This is a genomic window from Rhizobium sp. BK176, assembly GCF_024808055.1.
On record NZ_JANUBV010000019.1, the window covers coordinates 29,889 to 46,072 of the forward strand.

Here is a 16,184-nt window from a genome sequence, read left to right on the forward strand (position 1 = left end):
TGCATGCTTTAGAAATTGACGGTCGCGAGCGCGGCTTCGGCTTCGGCAAACAGCCGCTTTTCGTCAAGGCCGATGAACTCGCCGTTCTCCCAAACGATCTGGCCGTTGATCATCGTCATGTCGGTCGCCATGCCGATGCCGACCTTGGCAATCAGGCTCAGCGGATCATGACGTGTGCCGACGTAGTCCATGCGTCGCGTATCGATGGCAAACAGGTCGGCGGCCATCCCGGGCGCCAGCCTGCCGATGTCCGCTCGACCAAGCAGCGCCGCGCCACCGGTCGTGGCATAGCCGAGGAAGTCGACCGGAACCGGGACGGGGTGTTTTCGCCCTGAAGCCGCCAGGCATTGCAGCATGTAGGCCGAGTGCACGCAATGCATTAGGTTCGAATTGTCGTTCGAAGCAGCGCCATCGCAGCCGATCCCGATACGCAGGCCTAAGGCCTGCATGGCCGGTATGTCTGTCACCTCTGCCCCGACCAGATAGACCGGTTCCGGGCAATGGGAAACGCCGGTGCCATCTGCCGCCATCTTCGCCAGTTCGTCATGGCTGAGTTCCCAGCAATGGGCATAGAAGGCATCGGGGCCGGCAAATCCGAGTTCCGCGCAATAATCGACGGTCCGCATTCCGTGGCGCGCCGCAATGACCGGGCTCTCTCCTTCTCCGACGTGGGTGTGCATCCGCACTCCGCGATCGCGTGCCAGCGCTACCGACTCCACAAAGGTCTCGCGATAGCTGTTGACGGGCTGACAGGGGGCAACCACCACTTGTCGCATGCTGAACGGACTGTCGTCGTGATAGGTGTCGATCAGGCGGGCGCAATCGGCGATGAATTCGTCCGTCGTTTCCAGCATGGCGTCCGGGATGGTCGACCCTTCCGATTTCGGCAAGGTGTTGCCGCCACGCCCGGCGTGAAAGCGCATGCCAAGCACCTCGGCAGCCTCGAACTGCCGGTCGATCAGCCGTTTGCCGGCATGTCTCGGGAAACAGTACTGGTGATCAAACGCCGTCGTGCAGCCATGCTTGATCAGTTCGGCCATGGCGGTGACAGAGGAGTGATAGAAGCAATCCTCGTTGAGCCGCGAGAAGACCGGATAGATCAGATCAAGCCATTCGATGACAGACAGTTTCGTCCAGTCGAGGTCGGCCCGGTTGCGTACGAAAGTCTGGAAGAAATGATGGTGCGTGTTGACGAGCCCGGGATAGACGAACCAGCCGCTGGCGTCCCTGGTTATCGTATTCGCCGGAAGCTCAAGCTCAGCCAGATTGTCACCGATCGCCCGCATGACGGGACCATCCGTCAGGACATCGACATTGCGACGGGCGGTCGGCCCCTTGCCGTCGTCGACGACGACAGCGGCGCAGTTTTTCAGGAGATAGCCGGCCATGTCATTCCTCACCCGCCTCGATCGATGGGTCGGGCTTCAACTCATGCAGCCGATGAATGCCTGGCATCTCGATGAAACCGTCGAGCGCGCGAATGGCGCGCGACCAGAGACGGATAGCTGGGTAGGGATCAAGCAGGACGCCGCCATCGGGGGCGAGCGCGACATAGGGGAAGCAGGCTATGTCGGCGATCGTCGGCCGGTCGCATGCGAGGAACGACTTGCCCCGCAGTCCCTGTTCGACCAGGCCGGCCTCAAGTTCGCGCAACGCCGCGATCCCGTGCGCCTGGAGAGCGGCGATGTCACCTGGCCTGTGCAGCATCTCATGCAAGCGAGCCCCACCGAGATTGGCGGTCAATCGATGTGAGAAGGAAAGCCACTGCTGCACGCGGGCTGCCTGTTCGGCCGTGCCGTCACCCAGCCACTCGGGCGCGGTTTTCATCGAGAGATAGACGAGCATCGCCGAGGATTCGGTCAAGACAAGATCGCCATCCTCCAGGATCGGGATCGAACCGGCCGGGTTCAGCCCCAGGAGCTCTGCTTTCCGATGCTCGCCGCCCGGATGGAAGTCCACGGGCCTGATCTTAAGAGGAATGCCCGTCAGGGCAGCCATCAGGCGCACTTTGTAGCAGCTCGGGGAAAGGATGTAATCGTAGAGTTTCATTGCGCCACCAGCTGTGCACCATAGGTGTAATTGTGACGTTTGAGCCAGCGCCGGTAAGCCACGGACGTCATGTCAGCGCGGGTGGGGATCTCCATCCCGGGATCGAGCGGTAACAGGTGCGGGATCTGGTTTTCGAGGATCGACCGATCCTGCAGAAAGATAGTCTGCTGGAAATGGATGAGGTCCGTCATCGAGGTCTCGTCGTCAAAGAGCGCCATCCACGGCCAGACATCGCAAAGATCCTCGGCCAGCGGCTGGACGAAGAGGGTAATGACATCCCATTCGGTTGGCCGGGGTGGGCAGGTCTTGTAGAGCACCGAGCAGGTCGGTGACGGGACGCGATACATGTATTCCGTGGTGATACCGCCGCTTGCGGACTTCGCCGCCTGCGGCTGGTAGAACTTGACCTGGGTTGCCCAGACCTCGTCCTCGACGTCTCGAATTTCCACCTTGTAGTTCTGGACCTCCGTGTGTGGCTCGGCGCCGAGAATGTCGGTGTGAACGAAAGGAAAATGCGCGATGTCGAGAAAGTTCTCGACCGCGCGCAGGGGCGAACAGCGGACGCGAACGACACCGACTTCGACAAACCGGCGGCCGGGCTGATCAGCCTCGGGAATGGAAAAGAGGTCCTTGGTAGGTTCTCCAAGCGATGACCAGACATGTCCGAAACGCACGAGGACGGGAAGGATCCGACCTGCGGAGGTTATTACAACAGCGTCTCCGTTCGCGTCGGCCGAGACCGCGATCTTTTCCCCCATCAGGGCCGTCTTGTAGACGCCCATGGCGAGGTGGCTGAACAGGCCAACGGGATACCACTCGTTGAGCATCGCATTCCCTGCCATTATGCGATCCCTCCCTGCAGGCTTTCAGCGCGTCTGCGCAGGCTTTCGGCTGCCCTGGACGCCATGATGCGTTCGGCGGGCGTCGCGCCGTCATCGACGAGAACATGAACGAGCGTGCGGTGCGGTTGCAATTCGACGAGCAGCAGGCGGACTGCCTGCGAATTCTCCACGGTTTCCAGCACGCCGCGCGCGTCCAGGGTCGCGCCGGCGGCGCGCTCGATGGCGCCAATGTCTGCTTCCACCGTCAGCGACCGCAGCGGAACAAGGCCGGCGAGTGCGGGCGGTTGATGGGCGGGGTCTCCGACAGCCACCCAGAGCAGGCCGTCTGCCTCCTCGACCTTTTGGGTTGCGACGCGGATTGTCTCCGGCGGCGAGAGGCCGGGATGGGCTGGAATGCGAAGACAATTTCCTGCCTGTGAGTAGCTCCAGCCGTGATAAATGCAGGACAAGGCCTCGCCGCGGACAAAGCCATGCGACAGGCGCATGCCACGATGAGGACACCGGTCAGCCGAGGCCGCGACGCGACCCGACTGTGACCTCCAGAGAGCGATCGAGCCGGCTGTTGTGCGTGCGGGGATGACCGTTGCTGGCGGTAGATCCCCTGATAGCGCAACTGGCGCCCAGAAGCCCGTCATTTCGGCTGGCATGGTTTGAACTTTCTTTATATTATCAATGTCTTGCCGTACTTCAAGTGTGGCTGGTCATTTCACGACTTGCAACGGGCGGAAAGCACGTTTGCATAATCTTTTCGCATTGGCAACGCTGATCAAATAACGTGCACTGGAAAATCGAGGCGGCGTTCCCGGGCTAGTTTGGATTCTTGCCAACCGGCGTTCGAACGATGGTTTCCACCCAGACATCGATGGGGCCGAGCGAGCATCCCATTTCCATCATGTCGATCAACTCTTCGGGGCCGGCAACATCGAGTTCGATCCGATCGGCACTGCTGTGGGATATGGATTGCGACAGGCCGAGTTTTTCAGCGTGACGCCTGATCCAGGGGACGAAGGAGGGGGCCTCGAGGTCTCCGAGGATTGTTATTCGTTCCTTCGGTTGAGCCTGTGTTTGTTCTGCCATGAACGTCTCGCGCTGTGTTTGATCAGAGCATAGCGTCTAATCGAGCCAGTGAAAGCGCGATATCGTGTCTGTGGACAATGCTGTTTCGTGGAAACGACGGCCGTAACTGGCCGTCGACTGGCCCGGACGGCGGTTTAGATGACGGTGGCCCCCAGACGCGTCCTCGCGTCGAGGATGGCGGCGCAGGCGGCGGCAGCTTCCTTTCCTTTCGTCACGAAATGCTGCTCGAAAAAGCCGACATGGACGTCTGTTTCCTGGAAGTGATGCGGGGTCAGCACCACCGAGATGACGGGAGTGCCGGTATCGAGCTGAACGCGCATCATGCCGTCAAGGACGGTTGCGGCAACGAAATCGTGTCGATAGATCCCGCCGTCAACGACGAAGGCGCAGGCAACGACGGCGTCGTATCGGCCGGTGGCGATCAGTGACTGGGCATGGAGCGGAATTTCGAGGGCGCCCGGCACATCGATGACCTCGATGTCGGAGCTGGACCGTCCGATGGCCGTCCATTCGTCGGCGAAGGATTGAACCGCCTTGTCGACAATATTGGCATGCCAGCGGGCACGGACGACTGCGATGCGTTTTTGCTTTGAAACCACGGTCTGAAGCATTGAAATGCCTTTCAAGGGTATGCCGGTGGCCCGGCTGTGACGACAAAGCCCCGGAGGGCCTGATCCCTTGAGCGAACAGACAGGACGCACTTCTTTCGCTGCGAAAGACGCGCCTGCCATGTCCTCTTCCATCCGGACTGTACCGTCGGCTCCGGCATCGCACCGGATCTGCTGACCTTCCGGCAACACCGGAAGCGCTCGCGGGCTCCAGGCCTGGGCCTGATACCGCCGGTGGGGAATTGCACCCCGCCCTGAGAACGGCAACGACCTTAGTCCGGCTGCCACTGGCGATGCAAGTCCCCGTCCGCCGGACATTGTCGCAAAACTGCCCGTTGACGGGCGAGGCAGCCGGTTTCTGGCGAAATCGGCCGCCGGCCCGTCCCGGAGATCAGGTTCTCGAAGGTGCGCTTGATTGCCTCGATCAGGACGACGGCGGAGGCGGCACCTGGATCCATGTGGCCGATGACCCGGTCTCCAAGCCGCGAGGAGCGCCCCTTGGCGGCAACCATGTCTTTTGTCGCTTCCGCGCCCCTTGTTGCGGCCTCGAGCGCAGCGCTCAGACATTGGCCAAGGGGGCTGCCTTGAAGGCGAGCGGATCTCGCTGCCGCTGTTGCCGGCAGCCAGGCATCGATCATCGTCTTGTCGCCCGGTTCAGCCTTGCCCCTGTCCTGGATCCCCTGTCCCATTGCCTCGATGGCATCGACCATGTCGTCGTCGGACAGGACAGGCTTGCTCGTCGTCGAAGACGAACCCCTTATCCGCCGGATGCTGAGGGACGAGCTCGAGGACGCACGAATGGTTGTCAGCGAAGCGCGGGACGCGGCTGACGCGCTTGCCGTGCTTGCCCCGCGACCCCTTTATCGAAGCTATCATCACCGACATCCACTTCAAGCAGGGGCTGGACGGATCGGCACTGGCACGTTGGCAAAGTCGCTGCGACCTCGGGTCAAAGTCATGATCATGTCTGCCGATCCGAGCCTTGCTCTCCCGGAGCTTCCTTCCGGCTGTCGATATTTCGCCAAGCCCTACGAAAGCAGACAGGTCGTCGCGAGCATAGGGAACGAAGTCAGGGGATATGTCGCGTGAATGGCAATCCGAATGGGGACGGACCTGCTTCGGGTTCGAACAGGGCTATTGTCTCTTTCGGGCCGCTTACTTGCAACGCCTGCGGCGTCGTTTATCAAAGCCCGGATATATCTAGCCGGTCTCATTCGCCTGGGGCGTGCTCGCTGGAATCCAGACGCGTGTCGTTATCGTGTTGCCTGATGTCAGGACAAGGCCGCAAAGGATGGCCGCCATGGCCCAGCAGAATGACGATGATGGGAAAGGCCCAGCGGCCCCGGCGGCGCTCCAAGCCGCCGCCGGGAGCTGCCTGCTATGCCGTGAGGATATAGACGATCGCGAGAGTATCGGGATCTACAATGATGATCCGGCCATCCGCAAGGAGGAAGAAGCGGTAGCCTTCATACTCCGGTACGATCTTCACAACCCGCGGCGGCAGCGGTTCAAGATGGACCTTCTTTGGAATCCTGGTGCCGACCGAAACCGTGAAGTCGGGCTCTCTTACCGGCTGGACATGAACCTCCTTCACGACCTGGCGAATTTCCGTCTGCTGCTCGACAGTCACGTTGACGTTCGTCTTGTTGTTCGTAGTCTGGTTGCTCGTCGTGCTGTTGTTGTTGGTGGTGTTGGTCGTCGTCGAGTTCTGGTCGCTTGACTGCTTGGTGGCATCACCGCTCTGGGTAGTGTTGCTCTTGTCGGTTCCGTCAGACGACTTGGACTGCGTGCTGCTCTTCGAGCCTGAGGTCCCCGAGCCGCTGGTGTCGGACTCGGGCTTCTGCTGCGTCGTCGTGCTGCCTGTGGCGTCCTGCGATCCAGTCTTCGACTTGGTCTCAGTCGATGTCTTGCCCGACGCGGTTCCGCTGGTCGAGCCGTCGCTCGACGGCTGCTTGGCGCTCTTCTGGGTTTCCGACCCTGAGCCTGTTTTCTGTTCGGACGACATACTCTTCTTTGAGCAGGCGCCCGAGGCGTCAGGCGAAGAACAATCGGTGCCCGAGGTGCTTGAATCGGACTGCGACTGGTCGGACTTTGTACCCGACTCCGAACCCGACTGGGAACCGGGCTGCGTGTCGGTCTTCGTGCCTGTCTGCGCGCCTGTACCTGATTGGCTCTGGGTCTGCGTATCCTGCTGGGCCTTGGCCGGCAGGGTGGCAAACGGCGAGACGCTGAGCGACAACGTTGCGATGATTATGGCGAGATTGTTGTTCTTCACGATTTGATCTCCTAAAGATCGGGGAACGCTATGCACTGCGCATCCTCATGCGCGTCACGCGTACCCTCATTGCTGGAAAATGGCGGCTGCAGCCGCCCGTGGTCACTGGATGACCTGGATGACCTTCCGGGAGGAAGGTTCGACGATCACACGCCCGTCGTTGACGATCGCGTATGCGTACTTCGGTTGATCAGGAACCGGAGTAACGACAACGGTCTTCGGCAAGGGCTGTCCGACGACAATCTTTTCCTTGACGACGATGCGTTCTGTCGGGGCAGGAGCCTGCTGGACATAGGTCACCACCTTCTGAGGCGGTGGATCGAGAAGGGTACCTGCGACGCCACCGACGACGCCACCGACGGCCGCACCCACGGGACCACCGACGACGGCTCCCGTCGCGGCACCACCGGCTGCACCGGTAACCGTCGACGACTGCGCAAAGGCGCACGTCGATGCCAGGAGAACCCCGGCCACGATTCCTACTGCTTTGTTATTCATAGAGTTTCCTCCTTTTGTTGTGGCGGGTTTTTGCCACTGCGGGGTCACAACCTACAAATCATGGCACTGTTCCAAACTTGGGACTTCAGTCGGAGGGGCCTTAGACTTAAGTCCCGTACATGCTGGCTCGCGAGTGCTCTCGACACGTTCGGTTCTGCTGCTGAAAGATGCCCATCCGGGTTGAACCAGTCGGCTCCTGAAGCGAACCTGTCTGCGCTTTGACCGGGATGCCCTAGAGCCAATCAAAATCATCGGACCAAAGTCCGAGATCAGAACTTTATGATCGGTCGGATGTTTCCGTCTTACAGCGATGTGAAGGGATTGGGCCATGACCTGCGGCAAAGACTACTCTCCGCATGAAGACGCGGGATCACTGACTCGGTGCGGGATCGAACGAAGACGTCGACGGAAGCCAGCGAGTTCAGCCCGCACCGCAGGGAAATTAATTCCGGCGACGATGCATTGGCTTTTTAATTTCGCCTTGTCTGCCGACAGGTCGCTTCCTTGTCGATCGGTGATGGGGCGACCGGGCGAGTGCCAGCCGTTGGAGTAGCCGAGCATCAGAGATTTGGTCGTGATTTTCTTCGCCAGTTTCTGCGCGCCTTAAAGACTTGATCGGAGGACCAGCCGGATGGAAACAGCAGGATGTGAAATCGGACGTCAGCGTTCGATCGGACCTGAACGACGGCCTGTCCACCTCTTCGTTGCCATGCCTTTGGTGCGCCGCCCATGACAGACATTGAATTCCATCGAGGTCCTCCCAACGGCGCTGGGCAAGATGAGGCTCATACGTCTCAGCAGGCGACGCCCGCTGTCGAACCCCCGCCGCCGCCAATTGCCATCGAGCCCGATCCGGAGTTGACGCCGGAAGAGATAGAGCAGGTGCGCAAGAAGTATCTGCTGAAGCGTTTCTGGATAAGCGCCCGTGGTTACTGGGGTCCTCATGGAGGCAGGCTCGCCTGGGTATGCACGATCGGGTTACTGGGACTGATCGTGATAAACGTCGGCTTCCAGTACGGGATCAATGTATGGAACCGTCGAATTTTCGACGCCATAGAGCAGCGTAATGCTACGACCGTATATTTTCTAAGCGGCGTGTTCCTGCCACTCGTGTTTGGAAGCGTGGTGGTTGTCGCGGCGCAAGTTTCTCTTCGCATGATGATCCAGCGGCGCTGGCGTTCGTGGCTCACGAATGCGGTGCTTGCCCGTTGGCTCGCAAACGGGCGTTACTACCAGTTGAACCTCATCGGCGGAGACCACAAGAATCCCGAAGCGCGTATTGCGGAGGATCTGCGGATCGCCACGGAGTCGCCGGTCGACTTCATCGCCGGCGTCATGTCGGCATTCCTGGCGGCTTCGACCTTCATTGTCGTGCTCTGGACGATCGGCGGAGCGCTGCATGTGACAGTCGCAGGCTCGACGGTCACGATTCCCGGCTTTCTCGTCATTACCGCTGTCATCTACGCTGCGATCACATCAAGCTCGATGGTGGTGATCGGCCGCAACTTCGTCCACGTGTCCGAGGTCAAGAATCAGGCGGAAGCCGAATTCCGCTATACGCTGACGCACGTGCGGGAAAACGGAGAGAGCATTGCACTGCTCGGTGGTGAGGAAGAGGAGCGTAGCGACCTCGACAAGACGTTTACCAACGTGCTGAGGCAATGGGCATTGCTTGCAGGCCAGCACCGGCGCACGACGATTGTGTCACAGGGATCGATGCTGTTTGCGCCCGTTGTGCCTGTCCTGCTTTGCGCTCCAAAGTTTCTCGAGGGCAGCATGACACTTGGGCAGGTGATGCAGGCGGCTTCCGCTTTCGCCATTGTTCAAAGCGCGTTTGGATGGCTGGTCGACAACTATCCCCGCCTTGCCGATTGGAACGCCTGCGCACGGCGCATTGCGTCGCTGATGGTGTCGCTCGACGGGCTCGAGCGCGCGGAGCAGAGCGATGCCCTCGGACGCATCAAGCATGGTGACGTCGAGGGCGAGGCGATCCTCAGCCTGAACGACCTGTCCGTCTCGCTCAATGACGGCACCGCGGTGGTCAAGGAAACACAGGTCGAAGTCGTTCCCGGCGAGCGGGTCCTTGTCGCCGGCGAGTCCGGTTCGGGCAAGAGCACGCTGGTGCGGGCCATTGCGGGTCTTTGGCCATGGGGTGGAGGGAGCGTCAATTTCCGGCCTGGTCGGCGACTGTTCATGTTGCCGCAGCGGCCCTATATCCCGTCCGGGACGCTCCGGCGTGCTGTCGCCTATCCTGGTGCAGCCGACAGCTGGTCCCTCGAAATGATCAAGGAGGCCCTCGACAAGGTTGGACTCGACTATCTGAATGACAAGATCGAGGAGGAGGCGCCATGGGACCAGACGTTGTCGGGTGGCGAAAAGCAACGCCTCGCCTTTGCCCGTCTGCTGCTCCACAAGCCCGATCTTGTCGTGCTCGATGAAGCGACATCAGCACTCGATGAGAAGAGCCAGGACAGGATGATGGAGACGATGATCCAGGAATTGCCGAAGGTCACGATCGTTAGCGTCGCGCATCGCGCCGAACTGGAAGCCTTCCATAGCCGGAAGATCACACTGGAGCGCCGCGAGGGCGGGGCACGACTTGTCAGCGACGAGGATCTCGTCCCGCACAAGAGAAAGCGCAGCCTTCTGTTGCGCCTCATGAAGAACCAGCAGGCCCTGTCGAAAAGCAGCACAAACCTCGGCGCGGCTTCCTCGCCGGACGTCGACTGAACGAGCGCCTCCGCTGCAGCAAGCGGCTCGGGAGGTTCCATGACCGCCGCGCTGTTGTCGCGCCGCTGTCCATTTAACGGATGCCGTTGAACCGGACCCGGTCAGGCAGGCTCATCGGCAGCCGCGAGAACCATGGCCGCGCAGGCGGCGATCATGGCAAGCGATATTGCCCCGGCATCAGGATGACCGATGCTCTTTTCGGCGAGTGGCCGTGCACGACCAAGCCTTGGTGTGAGGCTTGCCGTCGCTTCTGCGGTGCTTCGCAATCTCGAGGAGCTCGCGGGCAGGCTTGCATGCCTGTTGGCAAGCGATGCCGACATCAGCCAGATGCGCCGTCTGCACGATGAGATGGTTGCGCGCTGCCGGGTGGGGATCGCCTGCAATATTACAAGCTTAACCAGGAGATCCATAGCGGGATCGTCAGGCTGGCCGCGAACTCGACACTGAGCGGAGTTCACCAGATGCTGCAGACGCGGCTCAAGCGGATCCGTTTCATCCGTCACGAAGGCGACGAGAAATGGGCTGCGGCGGTTGCCGAGCACGAGGAAATGATTTTTGCGCTCGAGGCAAGGGACGAGAGCCGGCTCTCGGAAGTTCTCGGCCGCATCTTGGCAATGCCTGGGAGCGGGTTCGAAGCGCGATCTAGGTCACCACGGACGAGCCGGCGCGTTTCGGTGCAACCGGCGCCGGCCATGGCCTGTCGAATGAGCAGTGCCGGATCGGCCGAGCTCTCACGAGCATGTTTCAACTCACATCTGGATGATGGGTAGGTTAGCCTATTCCGAAGGGCGCCTTTGAGACAGGCGTCCGAATTTCGCGCACGCGATGGCGTTGTGTTCGTCCTCTCGCGGCAAGAAGCCTGTCCATCTCCTGTTGGCGGTTGCCAAAGCTTTCGATCAATCGCCGGGCTTCTCCCCTGTTCAGGCAATACTGCTTCTGCAGTGCGGCGAGCGTATACATTCCATGCACGTCTTCAGTCATGTCGGCTCCTTTCCCATTGGAAACAGGGCCGGCTCCGCACTGGTTCCGTCACGCTATAAGACCTGTTGTAACCATTTGGTGAGCGCCTTGCACTGACAAGTGCGCCTTTCCGGCCCGATTGTCCCGGGCGGGAAACAACGTGTGGCAACCTGCGACAGAAATTGCATACTAAAATCGCATGCAGTTTTGCGCGCAAGTTGTAGACATATTTTCGCGCGGCCGCTACAAGAAGGTACCGTTCTCCTGATCAGTGCGATCGCTTGGCGGCCGCTGGGGACTTGTTCCCTTCGGCTGTTGCGATGCTGGGCGCTTCAAAGACAAAGATATGACTGACACGATCGACATGCTTTTTAAGAATGCCAGACTTTCTGACGGCGGCACCTACGATATTGCGGTCGCAGATGGGCGGATCAGATCGATTGCAGACAAGGGCAGCGACGCCGAAGCGGGATGCGTCATCGATATCGCTGCAGAGCTTCTTGTCCCCGGCTTCGTCGAGGGCCACATCCATCTCGACACCAGCTTCTACGGCGATGCCTGGATTGCGCACAAGCCTTGTTCCAACGGCTTCGACGTCCATGAGCGCGTGGCCTTCCAGGCGCAGAACATGGCAATCGCCGCACCCATGGACGAACGGGCACGAAAGCAGCTCGATCTCTGCATAGCAAATGGCGCGCTGCTGATGCGCAGTCACGTGATGGTTGACGCATCGGTGGGGCTGAAATCCCTGGAGACCATCCTGAAGGTTCGGGAGGAATACCTTGACCTGATCGACATTCAACTCGTCGCCTTTCCTCAGGGCGGCATTCTGAAAAGTCCGGGAACGGCGGAGCTGCTGGACGAGGCCATCGTTCTAGGCGCCGATCTCGTCGGCGGCCTCGATCCATTGAGTTTCGACCGGGACATCAAGGGGCATCTCGATGTCGTCTTCGGGATTGCGGAGAGGCGCGGCGTTGACGTCGACATTCACCTCCACGACCCGGGAACGCTTGGTTCCTTTACAATCGAAGAAATCTGCGCGCGCACGACTGCGCTCGGCATGCAGGGACGGGTTGCCATCAGTCACGCCTACGGACTTGGTGACCTTTCCCCCGAGGCTGCCGGCAAGAGTGCGGGCCTGCTTGCGAGGAGCGGTGTATCGATCATGACCAATGCGCCCGGCAGCCATAACTTTCCGCCGGTTGCGCTCCTGAGGAGCGAAGGGGTCGTGGTTTTCAGCGGCAGCGACAACATTCGCGATTCCTGGTGGCCTTACGGCGATGGCGACATGTTGAGGCGCGCAGAGATCATTGGCTACCGTTCGGGTTTCTACACGGATGCAGAGCTCGATGCTGCGTTCGATGTCGTCACCTCAGGCGGTGCCAAGGCCCTCAATGTCGAAGGCTACGGCATCGAGGTCGGGGCGAGGGCGGATTTCGTGACACTTGCGGCGAGCCACGTCCCCGAAGCTGTCGTTTCTGTTCCGAAAGGTCGCCGCGTGTTCAAGGCCGGCAGGCTCGTCGCCGAGAACGGTGCGATCATCAATCGCCGCTGATTGAACGGACGCTCCAGTCGAGAGCGCCGTTCAACATCAGGAAGCTGTCGCCTCCGGCTGCCAGGACGCCTGAGTGTCGAGGGCGGCATGAGAGGATCATCGAAGCGCCGCGGAACTATGTCGGGCGATGGGCTGGACGAAGCGTGAGGCGCTCGATCCTGCCCGCCAGCGAGAAGATCAGAACCTCGATATCCGTGTCGATCCTGTCGCCGTCCAGGAGCCTGACGACGTCATCGACACCCGATGTCGGCTGGCCGTCGATCGCCAGCAGGTAGTCTCCTTCGTGCAGCCCTGCGCGGGCTGCAGGGCTGTCCGTTTCGACCCGGCGCAGGCGCACGGCTGTCGTCTGCGCAAGGCCGGCCTGAAGCGCAATGCGGCGATGCAGTTCGACGGTGTCGGCTGCAATGCCGATATAGGCGCGTCTCACATGTCCGAAGCGGAGCAGTTCCGACACAACATGCTTGGCGGTGTTGGAAGCGACGGAAAATGCGATGCTCTGTGCGCCCTGGATCACCGCTGTATTGACGCCGATAACCTCGCCTGCCGACGATACGAGCGGCCCGCCGGAGTTGCCGGGGTTAAGCGCTGCATCCGTCTGGATGATATCGTCCATCAGGCGACCGCTTGCCCCTCGCATCGAACGCCCGAGCGCTGAAACGATGCCAGCCGTCACGGTCCATTCGAAGCCGAGCGGATTGCCGATCGCGATTGCGATATGGCCGCGCTTCAACGATTTGGAATCGCCCAGTCTGGCAAAAGCCCCAGACCAGTCGTTGGCACGAATGAGCGCCAGATCACTGTCGGGGTCGCGGCCAAGGACCTTCCCTTCGATCGCGAACCCCTCCGGTGTCTTGATGCGGACGGTCCGGCTGTCTTCGACGACATGGTTGTTGGTGACGACAAGACCATCAGGTGAAATTGCAAAGCCGGATCCGTGTCCGGCGCGGCCACTCACACGTTCGATGCGGCTGACGGCGGGGCCAACCAGATCGACCGCGTTCGATACCGATTGCGAATAGGCATCCAGCAGCCCCGCGTCAGACGGCTGGATGTCGCGATCAATGAATCCCATGAAAGACTCCTCGGACGCAGGAAGCGTCGAAGTGAGGAACGGCAGCGGCTGCGGAAAGCGAGGGGCTGTCGGTTCGACAGGTTGAACAACGATGATCAGATGAGGTGGCTCAGATCCCAAATCAAGTGGGCAGGGCCGTCGGCCCGAAACTTGGTCGCTGACCGGTGAGCTTCACCGAAAGTTGACTTTCGAGCGGCAGGGCGACGGCGACAATGTGCTACATTTCTCGCAGCGGGACGATCGAACGGAGGCCTGATGCTTGCAACACTTGCAGTGCTCATGAGTTTGTCAGGTCCGACGCCGGCCGCCGCACTGCCGGCAGGAGGCGAGGTCGACGTCAAGCTCGTGCTCGCGGTCGACACGTCCCGGTCCATGGACCAGGAAGAGGTTCGCATCCAGCGTGAGGGCTACGTCGAGGCGCTGAAACACCGCGAGTTCATCGAGGCAGTGACCGGCGGGCTCAACGGCCGCATCGCGATCAGCTATTTCGAATGGGCGGGCTATGTGGTTCCGGATTCGGTCATCGACTGGCAACTGATTGCCACGGAACAGGACGCCATCGACTTTGCTGCAAGGCTAGAAGAGCGGCCGATCACGACGCAGCGCCGGACATCGATCTCGACAGCCATAGCGCAGGGCGCGGCCATGATCGTTTCGAGCCCTTATAACGGTCGGAGGCAGGTGGTCGACGTCTCGGGTGATGGCACAAACAATTCCGGCAATCCCGTTGAGCCAACCCGCGACAAGGCCGTCGAGGCCGGAATCGTCATCAACGGGCTTGCACTGATGCTGCGTCCCTCCGGCGCGCCAGGCGGCCTCGACAAATATTACGCGGACTGTGTGATCGGCGGGCCAGGTTCCTTCGTCCTGCCGGTCTACAAGATCGAGGACTTCGCGACCGCAGTGCGACGAAAACTTGTCCTCGAGGTGAGTGGCTTTGTTCCTCTTCCCTTCTCACACAGGATTGCCGACCAGGCGAAGACGGATTGCATGATCGGCGAGCGGCAATGGCAAGACATGTTCGATCGCTGAACGCCCAGATGACTGGATTGCTTCACGGACAATGGTTCAACGCCTCGCGCAGAACCTCGTAGACCCTGTCGTCAAGAGACTGGGAGACATTGAAGCGCATGTATTGCGTCGCAGACTGGGAGAGGCTGAAGGCGTTTCCCGGCGCCAGAACCACACTTCTGTCCAGCGCGGCGCGAGCGACCTTTGCAGCGTCGACATTCCCCGGAAGTCGACACCAGAGAAACATTCCTGCCTGGGGTTCGACAAAGGGAAGGATGCCGAGCGGCTTCAGCCGTCTGCTGACGTCGAGCGTCGACTTCGAGAGGCGTGTGCGCAGGGCTTCGACGTGCTTGCGGTAGCTGCCGTCGCTCAGCACCTTGTAGACGAGCTCGGCAGAAAGCCGTCCGCCGCCGAACGAGGTTGCGATCTTGAGGTCGATGACGCTCTCGATCCACTCCTTCCTTGCCGCGATGAATCCGCACCGAGCCGAGGCCGAAAGGGTCTTTGAGAAACTGCCGATATGGACCACCCGGTCAAGGCCGTCGAATGCGGCGAGCCGGGGCGCAACGGTGTGCTCGAAATCCGCGAAGATATCGTCCTCGATAATGGTCAGGTCGAACTGGTCGGCAAGCTTCAGGACCCTGTGGGCGACAACAGGTGAAAGCGTGGCGCCGGTCGGATTATGAATCGCCGAGTTGGTGATGTAGAGGCGGGGGCGATGCTCAGCCAAGACCTGCGCGAAAAGATCGATGTCAGGCCCCGACGACGTATAGGGGACGCTGACCATGGTTGCACGATGGGCCCGCAACAGCGCCTGGAAGTTGAAATAGCATGGGTCGTCGACGAGCACGGTATCGCCGGGCTCGAGAAAGAACCGGCACAGAAGATCGATCGCCTGGGTTCCGGACTCCGTCAGCATGATCTGGTCGGGCGATGCTTCCATTCCGCGGTCCGCCATGCGCCTTGCAATGAGCTGTCGCAGCGGCTCCAGGCCAAGAGGGGAGCCATAGTCGGAAAGAGCCGTGTCGTCGCTGCGCGACAGCGCGCGCAAACCCTTGCGGATCGCTTGATTGGGAAGCCAGGACGAGGGCAGCCAGCCGCAGCCTGGTTTCGGGTCGCTCTCTCTTGCCTCCAGTGATTGTCGCGATACCCAGAACGGGTCGACGGCGCGATCGAGTTTGGGACCGGCAGCCGACAGCGAGAATGGCGCGGCCTGTGGGGCAACAAAGAACCCGGACCCGGGCCTGGAGACAATGACGCCTTCCCCGACCAGGCGCTCATAGGCGTCGACAACTGTCGATGTGGAAACGCCAGATATTGCCGCCATCGCCCTGACCGAGGGCAGTCTTGCCCCGGCTGTCAGGCTTCGCCCGGCTATCCTATGGCGGATGGTTGCCATGACGGTCTCGACGCGGGTGAGGGTGTGTTGGCCGGCTTCTTCCATCTGTATGGCTGCCTCTAGCATAACAGTTTTGTCAAACTGTATCAGACTGTCGCTGGTATTGTC

The 16,184-nt window shown here is 60.7% G+C and carries 16 protein-coding genes, 2 pseudogenes and 1 riboswitch; of the genes and pseudogenes, 5 read left to right on the forward strand and 13 right to left on the reverse strand.

Annotation, left to right across the window (positions count from 1 at the left end):
• Positions 1-8: 8 nt before the first annotated feature.
• From FHT76_RS33150 to FHT76_RS33180, 7 genes are all read right to left on the reverse strand, one after another.
• A complete protein-coding gene (locus FHT76_RS33150; RefSeq protein WP_259130701.1) occupies positions 9-1,388 on the reverse strand; it encodes an amidohydrolase in 1,380 nt (459 codons plus the stop codon).
• 1 nt (position 1,389) lies between these two features.
• A complete protein-coding gene (locus FHT76_RS33155; protein ID WP_183756470.1) occupies positions 1,390-2,049 on the reverse strand; it encodes a glutathione S-transferase family protein in 660 nt (219 codons plus the stop codon).
• Positions 2,046-2,891 (reverse strand): aromatic ring-hydroxylating dioxygenase subunit alpha, encoded by an 846-nt coding sequence (locus FHT76_RS33160; RefSeq protein WP_183756469.1) that lies wholly within the window; start codon positions 2,889-2,891, stop codon positions 2,046-2,048. Before FHT76_RS33160 ends, FHT76_RS33155 begins: the two co-directional genes overlap by 4 nt.
• Entirely contained in the window at positions 2,891-3,538 is a 648-nt protein-coding gene (locus FHT76_RS33165; RefSeq protein WP_183756468.1) for a Rieske 2Fe-2S domain-containing protein, read from the reverse strand. Before FHT76_RS33165 ends, FHT76_RS33160 begins: the two co-directional genes overlap by 1 nt.
• Positions 3,539-3,698: 160 nt before the next feature.
• Positions 3,699-3,968 (reverse strand): acylphosphatase, encoded by a 270-nt coding sequence (locus FHT76_RS33170; RefSeq protein WP_259186257.1) that lies wholly within the window; start codon positions 3,966-3,968, stop codon positions 3,699-3,701.
• A gap of 134 nt (positions 3,969-4,102) precedes the next feature.
• Complete coding sequence (locus tag FHT76_RS33175) at positions 4,103-4,579, reverse strand: 6,7-dimethyl-8-ribityllumazine synthase (protein ID WP_183864508.1); 477 nt, start codon at positions 4,577-4,579, stop codon at positions 4,103-4,105.
• A 116-nt stretch (positions 4,580-4,695) separates the two neighbouring features.
• Positions 4,696-4,842: riboswitch (FMN riboswitch) on the reverse strand.
• Between the two features lie 6 nt (positions 4,843-4,848).
• Entirely contained in the window at positions 4,849-5,385 is a 537-nt protein-coding gene (locus tag FHT76_RS33180) for a DAK2 domain-containing protein (protein ID WP_310503296.1), read from the reverse strand.
• Between FHT76_RS33180 and FHT76_RS33185 the strand changes: the two genes are divergently transcribed.
• Positions 5,285-5,665 carry a hypothetical protein gene (locus FHT76_RS33185; protein WP_259130696.1) on the forward strand — a complete coding sequence of 127 codons (381 nt, stop codon included), beginning with the start codon at positions 5,285-5,287 and terminating at the stop codon, positions 5,663-5,665. The two genes, FHT76_RS33180 and FHT76_RS33185, sit on opposite strands and share 101 nt — an antisense overlap.
• A 289-nt stretch (positions 5,666-5,954) precedes the next feature.
• Here the strand turns inward: FHT76_RS33185 and FHT76_RS33190 are convergent, their stop codons facing one another.
• Positions 5,955-6,851 carry a DUF1236 domain-containing protein gene (locus tag FHT76_RS33190; protein ID WP_259130695.1) on the reverse strand — a complete coding sequence of 299 codons (897 nt, stop codon included), beginning with the start codon at positions 6,849-6,851 and terminating at the stop codon, positions 5,955-5,957.
• Between the two features lie 102 nt (positions 6,852-6,953).
• Complete coding sequence (locus FHT76_RS33195; protein WP_259130692.1) at positions 6,954-7,349, reverse strand: DUF1236 domain-containing protein; 396 nt, start codon at positions 7,347-7,349, stop codon at positions 6,954-6,956.
• Between the two features lie 729 nt (positions 7,350-8,078).
• Here FHT76_RS33195 and FHT76_RS33200 point away from each other — a divergent pair.
• Positions 8,079-10,079 (forward strand): ABC transporter ATP-binding protein/permease, encoded by a 2,001-nt coding sequence (locus tag FHT76_RS33200; protein WP_259186259.1) that lies wholly within the window; start codon positions 8,079-8,081, stop codon positions 10,077-10,079.
• 101 nt (positions 10,080-10,180) lie between these two features.
• Here the strand turns inward: FHT76_RS33200 and FHT76_RS33205 are convergent.
• Positions 10,181-10,342 (reverse strand): annotated as a pseudogene (locus FHT76_RS33205) (DAK2 domain-containing protein); the annotation flags it as partial.
• Between FHT76_RS33205 and FHT76_RS33210 the strand changes: the two are divergent.
• Positions 10,335-10,725: pseudogene (locus FHT76_RS33210) on the forward strand (GntR family transcriptional regulator); the annotation flags it as partial. The pseudogenes FHT76_RS33205 and FHT76_RS33210 overlap by 8 nt on opposite strands.
• A gap of 125 nt (positions 10,726-10,850) precedes the next feature.
• On the opposite strand, the gene FHT76_RS33215 reads toward FHT76_RS33210, so the two are convergent.
• Positions 10,851-11,060: a hypothetical protein gene (locus tag FHT76_RS33215; protein WP_183756461.1), complete on the reverse strand. Its 210-nt coding sequence runs from the start codon at positions 11,058-11,060 to the stop codon at positions 10,851-10,853.
• A 325-nt stretch (positions 11,061-11,385) separates the two neighbouring features.
• Here FHT76_RS33215 and FHT76_RS33220 point away from each other — a divergent pair, with 325 nt between their 5' ends.
• On the forward strand, positions 11,386-12,594 hold the full coding sequence (locus FHT76_RS33220) for an amidohydrolase family protein (RefSeq protein WP_183756460.1): 1,209 nt from the start codon (positions 11,386-11,388) through the stop codon (positions 12,592-12,594).
• Positions 12,595-12,709: 115 nt separating this feature from the next.
• Here FHT76_RS33220 and FHT76_RS33225 read toward each other — a convergent pair whose 3' ends face one another.
• Positions 12,710-13,666 carry a S1C family serine protease gene (locus FHT76_RS33225; protein ID WP_183756459.1) on the reverse strand — a complete coding sequence of 319 codons (957 nt, stop codon included), beginning with the start codon at positions 13,664-13,666 and terminating at the stop codon, positions 12,710-12,712.
• Between the two features lie 255 nt (positions 13,667-13,921).
• Between FHT76_RS33225 and FHT76_RS33230 the strand changes: the two genes are divergently transcribed.
• The gene (locus FHT76_RS33230) at positions 13,922-14,698 is read left to right on the forward strand and encodes a DUF1194 domain-containing protein (RefSeq protein WP_259186261.1); all 777 of its coding nucleotides are present in this window, start codon (positions 13,922-13,924) and stop codon (positions 14,696-14,698) included.
• 22 nt (positions 14,699-14,720) lie between these two features.
• On the opposite strand, the gene FHT76_RS33235 is transcribed toward FHT76_RS33230, so the two are convergent.
• On the reverse strand, positions 14,721-16,142 hold the full coding sequence (locus tag FHT76_RS33235) for a PLP-dependent aminotransferase family protein (RefSeq protein ID WP_183756457.1): 1,422 nt from the start codon (positions 16,140-16,142) through the stop codon (positions 14,721-14,723).
• Positions 16,143-16,184: the final 42 nt, after the last annotated feature.

Excerpts from the sequence above, each read along its gene's own strand:
- FHT76_RS33235 (WP_183756457.1), bottom strand. The coding sequence starts at position 16,142 with ATGCTAGAGGCAGCCATACAGATGGAAGAAGCCGGCCAACACACCCTC.
- FHT76_RS33225 (WP_183756459.1), bottom strand. The coding sequence starts at position 13,666 with ATGGGATTCATTGATCGCGACATCCAGCCGTCTGACGCGGGGCTGCTG.
- FHT76_RS33160 (WP_183756469.1), bottom strand. The coding sequence starts at position 2,891 with ATGGCAGGGAATGCGATGCTCAACGAGTGGTATCCCGTTGGCCTGTTC.
- FHT76_RS33215 (WP_183756461.1), bottom strand. The coding sequence starts at position 11,060 with ATGACTGAAGACGTGCATGGAATGTATACGCTCGCCGCACTGCAGAAG.
- FHT76_RS33200 (WP_259186259.1), top strand. The coding sequence starts at position 8,079 with ATGACAGACATTGAATTCCATCGAGGTCCTCCCAACGGCGCTGGGCAA.
- FHT76_RS33175 (WP_183864508.1), bottom strand. The coding sequence starts at position 4,579 with ATGCTTCAGACCGTGGTTTCAAAGCAAAAACGCATCGCAGTCGTCCGT.
- FHT76_RS33155 (WP_183756470.1), bottom strand. The coding sequence starts at position 2,049 with ATGAAACTCTACGATTACATCCTTTCCCCGAGCTGCTACAAAGTGCGC.
- FHT76_RS33150 (WP_259130701.1), bottom strand. The coding sequence starts at position 1,388 with ATGGCCGGCTATCTCCTGAAAAACTGCGCCGCTGTCGTCGTCGACGAC.
- FHT76_RS33230 (WP_259186261.1), top strand. The coding sequence starts at position 13,922 with ATGCTTGCAACACTTGCAGTGCTCATGAGTTTGTCAGGTCCGACGCCG.
- FHT76_RS33170 (WP_259186257.1), bottom strand. The coding sequence starts at position 3,968 with ATGGCAGAACAAACACAGGCTCAACCGAAGGAACGAATAACAATCCTC.
- FHT76_RS33165 (WP_183756468.1), bottom strand. The coding sequence starts at position 3,538 with ATGCCAGCCGAAATGACGGGCTTCTGGGCGCCAGTTGCGCTATCAGGG.
- FHT76_RS33195 (WP_259130692.1), bottom strand. The coding sequence starts at position 7,349 with ATGAATAACAAAGCAGTAGGAATCGTGGCCGGGGTTCTCCTGGCATCG.
- FHT76_RS33185 (WP_259130696.1), top strand. The coding sequence starts at position 5,285 with ATGTCGTCGTCGGACAGGACAGGCTTGCTCGTCGTCGAAGACGAACCC.
- FHT76_RS33220 (WP_183756460.1), top strand. The coding sequence starts at position 11,386 with ATGACTGACACGATCGACATGCTTTTTAAGAATGCCAGACTTTCTGAC.